Annotated in this window: 9 protein-coding genes and 1 pseudogene; 8 read left to right on the top strand and 2 right to left on the bottom strand. The window is 71.9% G+C overall.

The window, feature by feature from the left end; all coding sequences use genetic code 11:
• The first annotated feature begins 53 nt into the window (after positions 1 to 53).
• The 8 genes and pseudogenes from MB828_RS05500 to MB828_RS05460 all read left to right on the top strand — a co-directional run bounded on the left by MB828_RS05500 (position 54) and on the right by MB828_RS05460 (position 11,395).
• Positions 54 to 617, top strand: a complete 564-nt coding sequence (locus MB828_RS05500) for an isochorismatase family cysteine hydrolase (protein WP_430381337.1) — start codon at positions 54 to 56, stop codon at positions 615 to 617.
• A complete protein-coding gene (locus tag MB828_RS05495; RefSeq protein ID WP_301647165.1) occupies positions 614 to 3,667 on the top strand; it encodes an FAD-binding and (Fe-S)-binding domain-containing protein in 3,054 nt (1,017 codons plus the stop codon). The genes MB828_RS05500 and MB828_RS05495 overlap by 4 nt, the downstream gene beginning before the upstream one ends.
• A gap of 36 nt (positions 3,668 to 3,703) precedes the next feature.
• On the top strand, positions 3,704 to 5,506 hold the full coding sequence (locus MB828_RS05490) for a thiamine pyrophosphate-requiring protein (RefSeq protein WP_301647164.1): 1,803 nt from the start codon (positions 3,704 to 3,706) through the stop codon (positions 5,504 to 5,506).
• Entirely contained in the window at positions 5,503 to 6,612 is a 1,110-nt protein-coding gene (locus tag MB828_RS05485) for an enolase C-terminal domain-like protein (RefSeq protein ID WP_301647163.1), read from the top strand. The genes MB828_RS05490 and MB828_RS05485 overlap by 4 nt, the downstream gene beginning before the upstream one ends.
• Positions 6,613 to 6,652: 40 nt before the next feature.
• The gene (locus MB828_RS05480) at positions 6,653 to 7,666 is read left to right on the top strand and encodes an SDR family oxidoreductase (protein ID WP_301647162.1); all 1,014 of its coding nucleotides are present in this window, start codon (positions 6,653 to 6,655) and stop codon (positions 7,664 to 7,666) included.
• A 159-nt stretch (positions 7,667 to 7,825) separates the two neighbouring features.
• Positions 7,826 to 9,352, top strand: a complete 1,527-nt coding sequence (locus MB828_RS05475) for an APC family permease (protein WP_301647161.1) — start codon at positions 7,826 to 7,828, stop codon at positions 9,350 to 9,352.
• Positions 9,353 to 9,453: 101 nt separating this feature from the next.
• Positions 9,454 to 10,395: pseudogene (locus MB828_RS05465) on the top strand (alpha/beta fold hydrolase).
• A gap of 85 nt (positions 10,396 to 10,480) precedes the next feature.
• Entirely contained in the window at positions 10,481 to 11,395 is a 915-nt protein-coding gene (locus tag MB828_RS05460) for a squalene/phytoene synthase family protein (RefSeq protein ID WP_301647160.1), read from the top strand.
• A gap of 28 nt (positions 11,396 to 11,423) precedes the next feature.
• Here MB828_RS05460 and MB828_RS05455 read toward each other — a convergent pair whose 3' ends face one another.
• Positions 11,424 to 13,319 carry a glycoside hydrolase family 97 protein gene (locus tag MB828_RS05455; protein WP_301647159.1) on the bottom strand — a complete coding sequence of 632 codons (1,896 nt, stop codon included), beginning with the start codon at positions 13,317 to 13,319 and terminating at the stop codon, positions 11,424 to 11,426.
• A 25-nt stretch (positions 13,320 to 13,344) separates the two neighbouring features.
• Entirely contained in the window at positions 13,345 to 15,654 is a 2,310-nt protein-coding gene (locus MB828_RS05450) for a glycosyl hydrolase family 95 catalytic domain-containing protein (RefSeq protein WP_301647264.1), read from the bottom strand.
• Positions 15,655 to 15,888 lie beyond the last annotated feature (234 nt).

Raw genomic sequence — 15,888 nt, 5'->3', positions numbered from 1 at the left:
ACGCCGTGACCGGGTCCGGTTCGACCGACGGCCGCGCGCTCGTCGTCATCGACATGATCAACACGTACGACCACGAGGACGCGGAGCTGCTGCTGCCCGCCGCGGAGCAGGTGGTGCCCGTCCTGGCGGACCTGATCGGCCGGGCCCGGGACGCGGGCGTGCCGGTGATCTACGTCAACGACAACTTCGGGCGCTGGCGCTCCCACCACGGCGAACTGGTCGAAGCCGCGCTGTCCCGCCCGCACGGCGCGCTGGTCGAACCGATCCGGCCCGACGACGACTCGCTGTTCGTCGTGAAGGCGCGGCACTCGATCTTCTACGACACTCCCCTGGCCTATCTGCTGTGGCAGCTGGGCGTCGGGACGGTGGTGCTGACCGGTCAGGTCACCGAGCAGTGCGTCCTGTACTCGGCCCTGGACGCGCACATCCGCCATCTGGAGGTCACGGTGCCCAGGGACGCCGTCGCCTCGATCCATCCGCACCTGGCGGACGCGGCGCTGGAAATGATGGAGCGCAACATGGACGCCCGGATTGTCCTGGCGAAGGAAGTGGACTTCCGGGGTACCCGGGGGGCCGCACCGGAGGAAGCTCCACGTCAGCCCGGAGGTCGGCCATGAGCACACGCGTGCCCGGAGAGTCGTTGGACAGCCTGGTCGAGGCCCTGCGGGCCGGGACCGACGCGGAGGTCCGTTTCGATGCCGGGAGCCGGGGTGCCTACGCGACGGACGGCTCCAACTACCGGCAGGTGCCGCTGGGCGTGGTCGTGCCGCGCACCGTGGAGGCCGGCGCCCGCGCGCTGGAACTGTGCGCCCGCTTCGACGTACCGGTGCTGTCGCGCGGCGGCGGCACGAGTCTCGCCGGGCAGACGACGAACGAGGCCGTGGTGATCGACTGGAGCAAGCACTGCAACGCGCTGGTCTCCGTCGACCCCGACGCCCGCACCTGCGTGGTGGAGCCCGGGATCGTGCTGGACGAACTCAACCGGCGGCTGGCCGGCCACCAGCTCAAGTTCGGCCCGAAGCCGTCGACGCACAGCCACTGCGCGCTCGGCGGCATGATCGGCAACAACTCGTGCGGGGCGTCCGCGCAGGCCTACGGCAAGACGGTCGACAACGTGCGCCGGCTCGAAGTGATGACCTACGACGGGCTGCGGATGTGGGTGGGGCCCACCTCGAAGGCCGAGCGGGCCCGGATCGCCGCCGAGGGCGGCCGGCGGGCCGAGCTGTACGACGGCCTGGACCGTCTCGTCGCCGAGTACCTGGGAGACATCCGGCGCGGCTATCCGAAGATCCCGCGCCGCGTCTCCGGCTACAACCTGGACTCGCTGCTCCCGGAGAACGGGTTCGACGTGGCCAGGGCCCTGGTCGGCAGCGAGGGCACCCTGGTGACCGTGCTGCACGCCGAGCTGGAGCTGGTACCGGTACCGGCGTACGAGTCGCTGCTGGTGCTCGGGTACGACGACATCTGCCAGGCCGGCGACCACGTGTCGCAGCTGCTTGAGCACTGCTCCCCCGGCCAACTGGAGGCGCTGGACGGGCGGATGGCGCAGCTGATGCGTGAGGAGCACGCCTACCTGGAATCGCTGCGGGTGCTGCCGGAGGCGGACAGCTGGCTGCTGGTGCAGTTCACCGGGGACAGCCAGGAGGAGGTCGACGCGCAGGCGCACGCGCTGCTGAAGTCGATCGGGCGGTCCGAGAAGGACTCCTCGGTCGCCTTCTCGGACGACCCGCAGCGTGAGCAGAGGATGCTCAAGGCGCGCGAGGCCGGTCTCGGGGTGACCGCGCGGCCGCCGGACGACCGGGAGACCTGGGAGGGCTGGGAGGACTCGGCGGTGCCGCCCGAACGGCTCGGCGACTACCTGCGGGACCTCAAGGGGCTGTTCGAGGAGTTCGACTACGACCACCCTTCGCTGTACGGGCACTTCGGGCAGGGCTGTGTGCACACCCGGATCCCGTTCGGGATGAAGACCGCGGAGGGGGTGGCCGACTTCCGCCGGTTCCTGGAGCGGGCCGCCGACCTGGTGGCGTCGTACGGCGGTTCGCTGTCGGGCGAGCACGGCGACGGCCAGTCCCGGGGCGAGCTGCTGACCCGGATGTTCGGGGGGCGGCTGGTCGGTGCCTTCGGCGAGCTGAAGGCGCTGTTCGACCCGGGCAACCGGATGAACCCCGGCAAGGTCGTCGACCCGAATCCGGTGGACGGGCAGCTGCGGCTCGGGGCCGCCTGGCGGCCGGACACCCACGACACCCACTTCGGGTATCCGCAGGACGACCACTCCTTCACCCGGGCGGTGCTGCGCTGTGTCGGCATCGGCAACTGCCGGAGCCTGGAGGGCGACGTGATGTGCCCCTCGTACCGGGCCACCCGCGAGGAGGAGCACTCCACGCGCGGGCGGTCGCGGCTGCTGTTCGAGATGCTCGACGGGCATGCCGACTCGGCGGTCAAGGACGGCTGGCGGTCCACGGAGGTCCGGGACGCCCTGGATCTCTGTCTGGCCTGCAAGGGCTGCAAGTCGGACTGTCCTACGGGCGTCGACATGGCCACGTACAAGGCGGAGTTCCTCGCCCACCACTACGCGGGCCGGCCCCGCCCGGCCGCCCACTACTCGATGGGCTGGCTGCCCCTGTGGGCGCGACTGGCGGAGCACGCGCCCGGGCTGGCGAACAGCGCGCTGCACGCGCCGCTGCTCGGCCGGGCCGGGAAGATCCTCGCCGGGGTGGCCGGGGAGCGGCGGCCGCCGGTCTTCGCCGAGCGGTCCTTCGTCCGGTGGTGGCGCGCCCTCGGCACCGGGCAGCCGGACCCGGCGGATCCGGCCACCGTGGTCCTGTGGCCCGACACCTTCAGCAACCACTTCCACCCCTCGATCGCGATGTCGGCGGTACGGGTCCTGGAGGACGCCGGCTTCCGGGTGGCCGTGCCCGAGACCCCCGTGTGCTGCGGACTGACCTGGATCTCGACCGGTCAACTGAGCGTCGCCAAGAAGGTGTTGCGCCGCTCGCTGCGGGCGCTGGCGCCCTATCTGGAAGCGGGCACGCCCGTCATCGGCCTGGAGCCGTCCTGCACGGCCGTGTTCCGCTCCGACGCCCCCGAACTGCTCCCCGACGACCAGGACGTGCGGCGGCTCGCCGGGCAGACCCGTACCTTCGCCGAGCAACTGGTCCACCACGCGCCCGACGGCTGGCAGCCGCCGTTCCTGGCCCGGCAGGCGACCGTGCAGACCCACTGCCACCAGCACGCGATCATGAAGTTCGACGCCGACCGTGAGCTGATGCGCCGGGCCCATCTGGACGCGGACGTCCTCGACGAGGGCTGCTGCGGACTGGCCGGCAACTTCGGCTTCGAACGCGGTCATCACGACGTCTCCATGGCCGTCGGCGAACTGGGGGTACTGCCCGCGGTGCGCGGGGCCGCCCCCGGCAGTCTGGTGCTGGCCGACGGGTTCAGCTGCCGCACCCAGATCGAGCAGGGCGGCACCGGGCGCCGGGCCCTGCACCTGGCGGAGGCGCTGGCCATGGCCCTCGACGGCCCGGTGCCCAGCGACCACCCCGAACGGCTCGCCCGGCGGCCCGCCGAACCCTCCGGCCTGGCCCGGTGGGCGACCACCGCCGCCGCCGGAACCCTCGCGGCCGCGGCCGCGCTGGGCGCCGTACGGCAGCTGCGCCGCCCGTAAACGCACGCACGTCCACATCAGGAAAGGTTGTCGAACATGTCGACGAAGGTCTCCGACTACATCCTCCAGCGGCTGCGCGAGTGGGACGTGGAACATGTCTTCGCCTACCCCGGCGACGGCATCAACGGCCTGCTCGCGGCCTGGGGACGCGCGGAGAACAAGCCCCGGTTCATCCAGTCCCGGCACGAGGAGATGTCCGCCTTCGAGGCCTGCGGGTACGCGAAGTTCTCCGGCAAGGTGGGCGTGTGCGCCGCCACCTCGGGACCCGGCGCCATCCATCTCCTCAACGGCCTGTACGACGCCAAGCTGGACCATGTCCCGGTGGTGGCGATCGTCGGGCAGACCAACCGCAGTGCCATGGGCGGCTCCTACCAGCAAGAGATCGACCTGGTCAGCCTGTACAAGGACGTCGCCTCGGACTTCTGCGAGATGGTCACCGTCCCCGAGCAGCTTCCGAACGTCCTGGACCGCGCCATGCGCACCGCGATGGCGCGCCGCTCGGTGACCGCTCTGATCATCCCGGCCGACGTGCAGGAACTCGACTACTCGCCGCCCGAGCACGCCTTCAAGATGGTGCCGTCCAGTCTCGGCATGTCGCACTACGCGCCGGTGCCCGACGACGGTGACCTCCAGCGGGCCGCCGACGTGCTCAACTCCGGGGGCAAGACCGCGATCCTGATCGGCCAGGGCGCGCGCGGCGCCCGCACGGAGGTCAAGGAGGTCGCCGACCGGCTCGGCGCGGGGGTCGCGAAGGCGCTGCTGGGCAAGGACGCCCTGGACGACGACCTGCCCTACGTCACCGGTGCCATCGGGCTGCTCGGCACCCGGCCGTCGTACGAGATGATGCGCGACTGCGACACGCTGCTCGTCATCGGTTCGTCCTTCCCGTACACGCAGTTCCTGCCGGCGTTCGGGAAGGCGCGGGCCGTGCAGATCGACATCGATCCGCACATGGTCGGGATGCGCTATCCCTTCGAGGTCAACCTCGTCGGCGACGCCGCCCGGACGCTGCGCCGGCTGCTGCCGCTGCTGGAGCAGATGGAGGACCCGTCCTGGCGGGAGACGATCGAGAGCAACGTCAGGGACTGGTGGGAGGTGATGGAGCGGCGGGCCGCCGTCTCGGCCGACCCGATCAACCCCGAGCACGTCGCCCACTCCCTCAGCGGGCTGCTCCCGGACGACGTCATCCTCTCCGCCGACTCCGGTTCGGCCGCCAACTGGTACGCCCGGCACCTGAGGCTGGGCGGGGCGATGCGGGGCTCGCTGTCGGGGACGCTGGCGACGATGGGTCCGGGCGTGCCCTACGCCATCGGCGCCAAGTTCGCGCACGGCGACCGGCCGGCGATCGCCCTGGTCGGTGACGGGGCGATGCAGATGAACGGCATGGCCGAGCTGATCACCATCGCCAAGTACTGGCAGGACTGGGAGGACCCGCGGCTGATCGTCGCCGTGTTCAACAACCGGGACCTGAACCAGGTGACCTGGGAGATGCGGGCGATGGAGGGCGCCCCGCAGTTCCTGCCCTCGCAGTCCATCCCGGACGTCGGGTACGCCGACTTCGCCCGCTCGCTGGGCCTGACGGGCATGCGGATCGACGAGCCGGGCGGGGTGGCCGGTGCCTGGGAGGCCGCGCTGGCCGCCGACCGGCCGTGTGTCCTCGACTTCGTGACCGACCCGGCCGTACCGCCGATCCCGCCGCACGCCACCCTCGACCAGATCGAGGCGGCGGCCGCCGCCGTCCTCAAGGGCGACAGCGACCGGGTGGCGATGGTCCGGCAGGGCTTCAAGGCCAAGGTGCAGGAGTTCCTGCCGCACCGGCACGAAGCGGGACGGCGGTGAGCGACCTGTCGGCCGTCGAACGGGTGGACAGCGCCGTCTACACCGTTCCGACGGACGCCCCCGAGGCGGACGGCACCGCGGCCTGGGACAGCACCACGCTCGTCCTGGTCACCGTCCGCTGCGGGGAGGTCTCCGGGCTCGGGTACACCTACGCCCCGGCGGCGGCCGCGAGGACCGTCGACGACCTGCTCGCCCCGGCGGTCACCGGCCTGTCCGCGCTCGACGTGCCGCGCGCCAACGAGGCCATGCGGCGGGCCGTGCGCAACGCCGGGCTGCCGGGGATCGCCGCGGAGGCGGTCTCCGCCGTGGACATCGCCCTGTGGGACGCCAAGGCACGGCTGCTCGGGCTCCCGCTGGTGGACCTGCTCGGCGCCGCCCGTGACGAGGTGCCGGTGTACGGCAGCGGCGGCTTCACCACGTACGACGCGGAGCGGCAGGACCGGCAGCTGCGGGGCTGGGTGGCGGAGGAGGGCATCCCCCGCGTCAAGATCAAGATCGGGGAGTCCTGGGGCAGCCGGGAGACCCGCGACCTGGCGCGGGTGGCCCGGGCCCGCGCGAGCATCGGCGACGCGGCCGAACTGTACGTGGACGCCAACGGCGGTTACGGCGTGAAGCAGGCGGTGCGGGTGGCCGCCGGGCTGGACGGGGAGGGCGTGACCTGGTTCGAGGAGCCCGTCTCCTCCGACCACCTCGACGCGCTGGCCGCCGTCCGTGGCCGGGTCACGGCCGACGTGACGGCCGGCGAGTACGGCTACACGCTCCCGTACTTCCGGCACATGCTCGCCGCCGGGGCCGTCGACTGCCTCCAGGCGGACGTCACCCGCTGCGGCGGGATCACCGTCTGGCTGCGGGTCGCGGCGCTGGCGCTGGGCCACGGCCTGGAGATCTCGGGGCACTGCGCACCCGCCGCCCACGCGCACGCGGCGGCCTCGGTGCCGAACCTGCGGCACCTGGAGTGGTTCCACGACCACGTCCGCATCGAGCGCCTGCTCTTCGACGGCGCACCCAGCCCGCAGGGCGGCGCCCTGGTCCCGGGCCGGGACGGATCCCCCGGCCTGGGGCTGCGCCTCGACGCCGAACGGGCCCTCCCGTACCGCGTCGGCTGACGGAAAGACCAGGAAGGCTCACGAACCGAAGGAAAGGACCATGTCGCAAGTCGTCGTCATCACCGGAGCCAGTGCCGGCATCGGCCGTGCCACGGCGCGGCTCTTCGCCGAGCGCGGTGCCCGCATCGCCCTCGTGGCCCGCGGCGAGGCCGGACTGGAGGCGGCCGCCAAGGAGGTCGCCGAACGCGGCGGCCGGCCGCTGGTCCAGCGGGCCGACACCGCCGACCCCGCCCAGCTGGAGGCCGTCGCCGACGCCACCGAACGGCTCCTCGGCCCCATCGACGTCTGGATCAACTGCGCCTTCACCAGTGTGTTCGCGCCCTTCACCGAGATCACCCCGGAGGAGTACCGGCGGGTGACCGAGGTGACGTACCTCGGGTTCGTCAACGGCACCCGGACCGCCCTCGGTCGGATGCTCCCGCGGGACCGGGGAACGATCGTGCAGGTGGGTTCCGCGCTCGGCGAGCGGGCCATCCCGCTCCAGTCGGCCTACTGCGCGGCCAAGCACGCCATCAACGGCTTCACCTCGTCGGTCCGCGTGGAACTGCTGCACCAGGGCAGCAACGTGAACGTCACGGTCGCCCAAATGCCCGCGGTCAACACCCCGCAGTTCTCCTGGGTGCGCACCCGGCTCCCCCGCCACGCGCAGCCGGTGCCGCCGATCTACCAGCCCGAGGTGGCCGCCCGCGGAGTCGTGTACGCCGCCGACCACCCGCGGCGCAAGCAGCGCTACATCGGGGCCACGACCGCGGCGACGATCTGGGCCAACCGGCTCGCCCCGGCCCTGCTCGACCGCTACCTGGCACGGACGGGCTTCGGCTCCCAGCAGACGGACGAGGCCGCCCCGGCCGGTTCCGGCAACCTGTACACGCCGGCCGACGCCACGCCCGGCTCCGATCACGGCGCCCACGGCGAGTTCGACGACCGGTCCCACCCGCGCTCCGTGCAGGCCGCGCTGGCCCGGCATCCCGCGGCGACGGCGGTGACCACGACGGCACTGACCGTGGCGGCCGTCGGCGGCATACGCCGGCTGCTGGGCAACGGGAGCGCGTAGCGGCGGTCCCGGTGTTCCGGTGGTGTTTCCGGCGCGTTCCGGACGGAGGTGGGTGAGGGAACGATGGGCAAGACTTGACCCTGAGCGCTTGTGAGGTTGTGCGGCGCGGCGGATCATTGGCCGAATCCCGCCCCTCCTCCGAGCAAGCTGGAGCTCCCGGTGACCGCTGGCCCCCTCGCTCCCGAACCGGTCGACACGCCGACCGCGGCCCAGGCGGAACGGCGGAAGCTGCGCAAGCACTTCGGCCGCTTCGACATCCTGTTCTTCCTGCTGTGCACCATCGTCGGCGTGGACACCATCGGCGTGGTGGCCGGCAAGGGTGCCGAGGCGTTCACCTGGCTGATCGTGCTGGCCCTGGTGTTCTTCGTGCCGTCCGCGCTGCTGATCGCCGAGCTCGGGGCCGCCTTCCCGGACGAGGGCGGCCCCTACATCTGGACCAGCCGGGCCTTCGGGCGCCTCGCCGGTGCCGTGAACAACTTCCTGTACTGGATCACCAACCCGGTGTGGCTGGGCGGCACCCTCGCCGTCTCCGCCGTCACCGCGTACACCACCTTCTTCAACGACGGGAAGGACCTGGGCGCCCCCGCCTTCTACGCCTTCACGCTCGTCTTCGTCTGGGTGGGCGTGCTCGCCGCGATCCTCTCCTTCGACATCGGCAAGTGGATCCCGACCATCGGCGCGTGGAGCCGGTTCCTGCTGCTCGGCCTGTTCACGGTGACCGTCGTGGTGTACGGCGTACAGCACGGCCTGCACGGTTTCGGGATGGGCGATTTCTCGCCGACCTACGCGGGCTTCGTCGGCCTGGTGCCGGTGCTGATGTTCAACTACGTCGGTTTCGAGCTGCCCAACACGGCCGGCGACGAGATGACGAACCCGCAGAAGGACGTGCCGTACGGGATCTTCCGCAGCGCCGTCCTGTCCGTCCTGCTGTACGCCCTGCCGATCCTCGGCATCCTGCTCGTCCTGCCGGTCAAGGCCATCACCGGCCTCGGCGGGTTCGTGGACGCGATCAGACAGGTCTTCACCGTGTACGGCGGCCACGTCGGCGCCGACGGCACCGCCACGCTGACCGGGGCCGGCTCGGTGCTCGGCGACCTGGCCGCGATCATGTTCATCCTCACGGTGCTGTCCTCCGGCGTCACCTGGATCATGGGCTCCGACCGGGCCCTGGCCGTCTCCGGCTACGACGGCGCGGCGCCCCGCGTCCTCGGCGTCATCTCCAGCCGGTTCGGCACCCCGGTCCGGGTCAACGTCCTCAGCGGGCTGGTCTCCACGGTCGTCCTGGTCCTGGCCCACGAACTGACCAACGGCAGCGCGGCCAAGCTCTTCGGCGCGGTCCTCGGGCTCGCCGTGTCCACCACCCTCGTCAGCTACCTGGGCATCTTCCCCGCGCTGCCGGTGCTGCGCCGCAAGTACCCGGACACCCCCCGGCCGTACCGCACCCCGCTCCCCCGCGTCATCGGCACGGTCCTCACGCTGCTCATCCTGTTCGCGAGCGTGCAGCTGGTCGCGCCCGGACTGGGCGACCACTGGTTCGGCGCCGGCTACGCGCCGGACGGCTGGAGCCACGCCGAGCGCTGGCAGTACCTCGCGACGGAGCTGGTGCCGCTCGTCGGGTTCATGCTGCTGGGAGTGGTGTTCTGGGCGCTCGGGAGTCCGACCCGGCGGGCGGCGGAACACCGCTGAGCCGGGCCGGACACCGCTGAGCCGGGCGGGGCTCCGCCGCCGGGTCCACCCGCCGGCCGATGATCATTGCGCGTACGCTCGTGCACATGGTCCAGCATCGAATGATCGACGTGAACGGGATCCGGCTGCACGTCGCCGAGCAGGGTTCCGGCCCGCTGGTCGTGCTGCTGCACGGCTTCCCCGAGTCCTGGCACTCCTGGCAGCACCAGTTCGGCCCGCTGGCCGCGGCCGGGTTCCGGGTGGTCGCCCCCGACCAGCGCGGGTACGGCGGCAGCGACCATCCCGAGGACGTCGAGGCGTACAGCATCCTGCACCTGGTCGGACGTCGTCGGGCTGATCCGGGAGCTGGGCGAGGACCGGGCGTTCGTCGTCGGGCACGACTGGGGCGCGCCGGTGGCCTGGCACACCGCGCTGTTCCGCCCGGACCTGGTGCGCGGGGTGGCCGGGCTGAGCGTGCCGCCGCCGTTCCGGGGCGACCGGCCGCCGCTGAAGGCCATGGACGAGAGGTTCGGCGGCCGGTTCTACTGGAACTACTTCGACCGCCCGGGGGTCGCGGACGCCGAGTTCGGCCGCGATCCGCGCACCACGCTGCGGAAGTTCTTCACCATGACGGCCGGTGACGCCCGCACCGGTGAGGTCCGGCAGCCGCTCGTCGACCCGGAGCGCGGCTGGCTCGCGGACCTGCCCGACCCCGAGGCGCTGCCCGACTGGTTCACCGAGGCCGACCTGGACGCGCTCACCGAGAGCTTCTCGCAGGGCTTCACGGGCGCCCTGAACTGGTATCGCAACCTCGACCGCAACTGGGAACTGACCGCCCCCTGGCAGGACGCGGTCGTCACCCCGCCCGCCCTGTACGTCTACGGCGACCGTGACGTCGTCCCGGCGTTCCCCGGCACGCCCGAACTCATCGCCCGGCTGCCCGAGTTGATGCCGAACCTGGTGCGCGAGCCACTGAGGCTGGCGGGCTGCGGGCACTGGACCCAGCGGAGCGCCCGGACGAGGTGAACGCGGCGCTCCTGGAGTTCCTGACGTCCCTTTCCTGAGGTCCCTTTCCTGAAGTCCCCTCGCCGAGCCCGGCGTTCGCGGCCGGCGGCCGGGTTGGTCCCCGGCGCCCTCTACGATCGTCCGGTGAGCGCGTGGAGCAAGACCCTGACCGCGGCGGGCATCACGGACCCGGAGCTGCGCCGGGACTACGGCGCCCAGCGGCGGACCGTCCGGCGGTACCGGCGCAGCGCCTACCTGGCCTGCCGGGCACTGCTGCCACCCGCCGTGCTGCCCCATGTGATCGCCGCGACGGCCGTGATGCACCACGGGGACACCCTCCTGGACTCCGGTCCGAAGGCGCAGCGGGCGGCGGCCTGGGCCGCCTGGGAGGAGCGGGTGCGCACCGCGCTGGAGACCGGCACCAGTGACGATCCGCTGATCCGCACCCTGCTGCACACCGTCACCGCGTTCCCGCGGCACCGGGAGGCCGTGGAGGCGTACCTGGCCACCGCCGCCACCGAGTTGGAGTTCGACGGGTTCGCGACGGAGGCCGACTACCAGGCCTACGTGGACGCCTACTCGCTGCCCGCCTTCCTGCCGATCGCCGGTCTGCTGGGGCCCGAGACCGACACCGACGGGCGGTACCGGGCGGGGTGCCGCACACTCATCGACGGCAGCCAGCGGCTGGACTTCGTCAACGACCTGGCCGAGGACTTGCGGGAGGGGCATCCGGGGATCCCGGCGGAGACCTTGAAGCGGTTCTCGGTCACGGTGGCCGACCTGGAGGCGGGCCGGACCTCCGCCGGCCTGCGCGCCCTCGTGGCGCGGGAGATCGAGACGGCCCGCGCCGATCTCCGGTCCGGCCGGGAGGTGCTGGCTCTGATGCCGGCGCCCCACCGGCCGATGGTGCGCGCCCTCATCGAGATCGAGCTGATGACGGCCGAGGCCGTCCTGGCCCGCGGTACCGGGGTGCTGCGCGGTTCCGCGTCGCCGTCCACGGCGGGCACGCTCAGGCTGCTGCTCGGTGCCCGCCGCGAGGCGGTGCGCGCTCAGCGGTAGCAGGTGGTGACGGCGATGCGGTGAGCGCTCAGCGGTAGCAGGTGGTGACGCCGGGCCGCCAGTGGCAGGCGATCGCGGCGAAACCGCCGTTCGCCTCCACATCGACACTCAACTCCTGCCCGCCGCGCAGTACTTGCCGGTCCTGCACGAGCCCGTCGGCGCCGTCCCGGACCGTCTGCACCAGCCAGCGGCCGGCTCCGAGCGTCAGCGGCACGGCGGCCGTGCGGGCGGCGCCCGCGTACACCCCGCCCAGGAACCAGCGGTCCCCGCTGCGGCGGGCGAGCACGGCCTCCTGCCCGGGACTGCCGGCCAGCAGCCGGGTGTCGTCCCAGGCGGCGGGCTCCTGGTCCATGAAGTCCCGTGCGAGGGGCCGCTGTTCGTACGACTCGGGGCTGCCCGCGAACATCTGGAGCCCGGACTCGTAGGCGACGGTGAGGCCGACCTCGGCGGCGTCGGTGTTCGGGCGCAGCCCGACCCGCTGGAAGCCGCCGGGGGTGAAGTCCATGGAGCCGATCACGTTGCGGGTGAAGGGCAGGGTGGTGAGGTGGACGGCGGTGTTGGTGCGCTTCTCCTCACCGCCGACGGCCTCCATGGTCATCACCTGGGGCCAGGTGCGCTGGATCCCCTTGGGCAGGGTGGCGCCGTGGAAGTCGACCATGAGGTGGTGGGCGGCGGTCTCCGCGAGGATGGTGTCGTACCACTGGAACATGGCCTGCGACTCGGAGTTCATGAAGTCGATCTTGATGCCCTTGACCCCCCAGCGTTCCAGCGTCGGCAGCCACTGGGCGCGTTCCTCGGGGGTGTCCAGGTCGCGCTGATGGATCCAGACGACGATCCCGACGCCCTTGGCCCGTGCGTGGTCGACGAGTTGGGGCAGCCAGCTGTCGGTCCCCCAGTCGGGGTCGGTGACGTCCCACTCGTCCTTCTTGAAGTACCAGCCGGAGTCCACGGCCTCGTAGGGCCAGTGGTGTGCGGCGGCGTAGTCGACGTACGCCTTCTGCGCGTCGAGGCTCTGGCCCGCCGTGCGCCCGCCGGCCAGCCAGGTCCACAGCACGGTGCCGGGGCGGATCCAGGAGGTGTCGGCGACCTTGGACGCGGGGGCGAGGTCGTCGGTGAAGGTGGACCGGGTGACGGTGGCCAGGTCACCGGTGATCATGGCGCGCCAGGGGGTGGCGAGGGGCCCGTCGGTGTGGACGCGGTCGTCGGCGAGCTGGACCCGGTAGGTGCCGGTGCCCTGGGTGTGCGCGAGCCGGGCACCGGAGTAGGCGCCGGTGAGGTCGGACTCGGCGAGCAGGGTGTAGCCGCCCGGCGTGGCGAAGAGGGCCTGGTCGGAGTAGGCGCCGGTGGGGGCGGTCGCGGCGGTGTACGGGGTGAACTGGCCCTCGTTGTCGACCCGGTAGGTGCTGAGCCAGGCGCCGGCGTCCGGGGGCAGCGCGAAGGCGGAGGTCTCGCCGAGGACGTCGCCGTGTCCGGCGGGCAGGACGTAGCGGTAGGCGATGCCGTCGGCGGCGGCCCGCACGACCAGGTCGAGACGGGCCCCGGCGGCGGTGGCGAAGGACAGCCGGGTCTCGTTCATGCGCACCCTGCGGTCCAGGCGCTTGCCGGACCTGGCCCGGTAGTGCTCGTCGACCGTGCGGTCCTCGCGGTGCAGGAACCGCAACCCCTGGGACAGGTCGGCCTGTTCGGTGACGATGCCGACGGGTGACGGCTCGAGGACGGTACGGCCGGCCCGGGTGACCGCGAGGCTGAGGGTGCCGGTGGTGTCGTCGAGGGATATCCGGGCGCGGGGTGCGTGGGCCGCCTCGGACACGGTCCAGGCGTGGGACCTCTGCCCGGCCCGGGCGGCGGGCGCGGTGGTGAGGAGGGTGGCCGCGAGACCGGCGCAGAGCGCGGCGACCACGGTTCTTCTGAGCGGAACAGCCATGGGAACCTGCCTTTCCGGTCGGTGGTTACGGCAGTCCCCAGGCCGCGCCCGGTTCGCTGACGGCGACGGGGGCGATGACGAGGTCGGGGCGGGTGCCGGAGTACACGAGTACCTCGCGGCCGCGGGGCAGTTCGACGGCGAGGGTGCCGTCGCCGAGGTCGTGGGTGCGGGCCGGGGTGCCGTCGTCGAGGAGGACGGTGAGCGGGCCGGTCAGACCGTGCCGGAGCCTGAGGGGTTCACCGGCCAGACTCCTGACCCGGATGAACCGCGTCCTGCCCGCCTTGCGGACGGCGCTGACCAGGAAGGCGCCCTGGGTACGGAAGTTGTGCAGGGTGAGGTCCGCCCAGGCGGCCGGGACGGCCGGGAAGACGCGGATGATCCCGCCCCAGCTCTGGCAGAACATGTCGTGCAGGGACTGCGAGGCGGACAGCGGGGTCTCGATGACCGGACCGGCCTCGGTGTAGTGGGTGTTGGCGCGGCACGGGTAGCGGGTCGTGGGGTCGAAGAACTTGCGGAGATAGCTGATCGCGGTGTCGCCGTCGCCGGTCATGGCGTACATCGAGGCGGCGCCGGTGTAGCTGTAGCCGCGGTGGGCGCCGGTCAAGGCGTGCCAGCGGACCACCGACCGCGTGATCAGGTCGCGGTTCTCCGGCTGGTCCCAGTTGACCAGGTACAGCGGGTACACCATGAGCAGATGCGAGTAGTGGCGGTGGGACTGCGCGTACGGGGTGTCGGCGCCGATCATGAAGCCGTTCTCGTCGACCGGGTACGGCGTGAGCTTGGCCAGCACCTCCTGCCAGCGGGGAGCCAGTTCGTCGTCGACACCGAGGAGTTCCGCGGATTCGAGGAGGGTCTGGCAGCCCCAGCGGATCAGGGCCAGGTCGTAGTTGGTGTCCTGCGGCGGCACGACCGGGTACTCGGGCGAGAGCGTGCTCGGGAGGTGCAGCCGGCCGTCGCTGCCCGGGGTGAGGAAGTGCAGGTAGTAGTTGATCGCACGGCGCAGCACCGGGTAGACCGTGTCGCGCAGGAGGGACCTGTCCATGGAGTGGCGGTAGGACAGCCAGACGTTGTGCAGCGCCCAGGTGAGGTCACCGGTCTCGGCGCCGGTGCCGGGCCTGCCCACCTCGCGGTGCGCGAACATGTCGGAGCTGCGGCCGATGCCGGAGCTGTCCGCACGGTAGGCGGCGGGCACGTTGGCGGTGAGCTGTTCCTGGTTCTGGCGCAGGGTGGTGGCGAGGGAGTCGAGTTCGGGGTGGTTGAAGGCGTGGATCAGCCAGTACTCGAGCTGGACGTTCAGGTTCCACCAGACGGCGGGCCAGGGGGTGGGTTCCAGCCAGGGCCCGGAGGTGGCCATCACGGGGCCGTCGGCGCGGCTGGCGCAGGCGACCTTGTAGAGCTGGATCCAGTGGAAGCTCTGCAGCCGCTGGTCGGGGAAGGACACGAAGCTCTTCCGGTAGAAGGCGTGCCACCAGCGGGTGTGCCGGTCCCGCAGGCCCGCGTAGGTCTTGGCGCGGCGCAGGTTGCGCCGGGAGTCGGCCTCGGCCGCGGTGTCCGAGGGGAAGCTGTGACCGACGCTGAGCAGCAGTTCGTCGCCGGTGCGGCGGTAGGAGGTGGCCGTCTGTCCGCCGCCGGTGAGCGGCTGGAGGACCTGTTCGGTGCCGTCGGACGTGGTCCGGGTGGTCCAGGGCGGGTTGGCGGTGTAGCCGGCGGGCGGTGACTCCTGGATCCTGCGGGGGCTGACGGCCTCCTCGGGATGGAAGGTCCAGGTGACCCGTTCGCCGCCGTGGGCGGTGGCGCGGACGGCCAGGACCTCGTCGTGGACGAACGCGGCGAGGGTGAGGGTGCCGGCGGTGGTGGTGACGGTGCCGGTCAGTTCGGCGTTCCAGAGACTGAGCCGCCAGTCGACGGCGGTGACGGTGCCGGCCGGTTCGAGGGTGAGGTGGCCCACCGGGAGGCGGGCGGTACCCCAGCCGCTGCCGAACTCCGGCCGGTGGTCCTGGACCCGGCCGTGCTGGACGGTGAAGCGGATCTGGTCGGCGCCCGGTTCCTGGTAGATCATGCTTCCGAGCAGCCCGTCGCCGAGGAACGGCGCCTCGTGCCAGACGGTGGGCAGTCTGCTCCACAGCAGGTCCTGGCCGCGCAGGAACCCGTCCCAGGCTCGGTCGGTGGTCATGGTGTCGCGGAGTTTCCAGGGGTGTGCGGCGCGCGCGTCGGCCGGTTCCGCCGGGGCCGCGTGGACGGTGCCGGGCAGCGCCGCGACCGCCGCTCCCCCGAGGGCGGTCCCGAGCACGGCCCTGCGGGGCACCTGCGAATGTTTCTCCGGCTGCGAGGTCATCATCGTCCTCCAGAGCTGACGGATCATCAATACATCGGGTGTATCGGCGAACTTAGGGACCCGACGTATGACTGTCAACAACCCCAACAGACGGCGTTACAGGGGCGGTTCACCCAGAAATGCCGGATTCACCTCGGGCTGAGCTGGGTGTTCACATCCACGACCTTGACTCAACTGGTTGACTCATCCGATGTATTGATCTGCCGGACCGGTAATCTGGAGGACGATCGCCGT

The sequence above is a fragment of the Streptomyces arenae genome (genome assembly GCF_022343545.1).
Classification (GTDB): domain Bacteria; phylum Actinomycetota; class Actinomycetes; order Streptomycetales; family Streptomycetaceae; genus Streptomyces; species Streptomyces humi.
The sequence above is the reverse complement of the archived record's forward strand: the minus strand, read 5'-3'. Positions and strand labels throughout refer to the sequence as shown.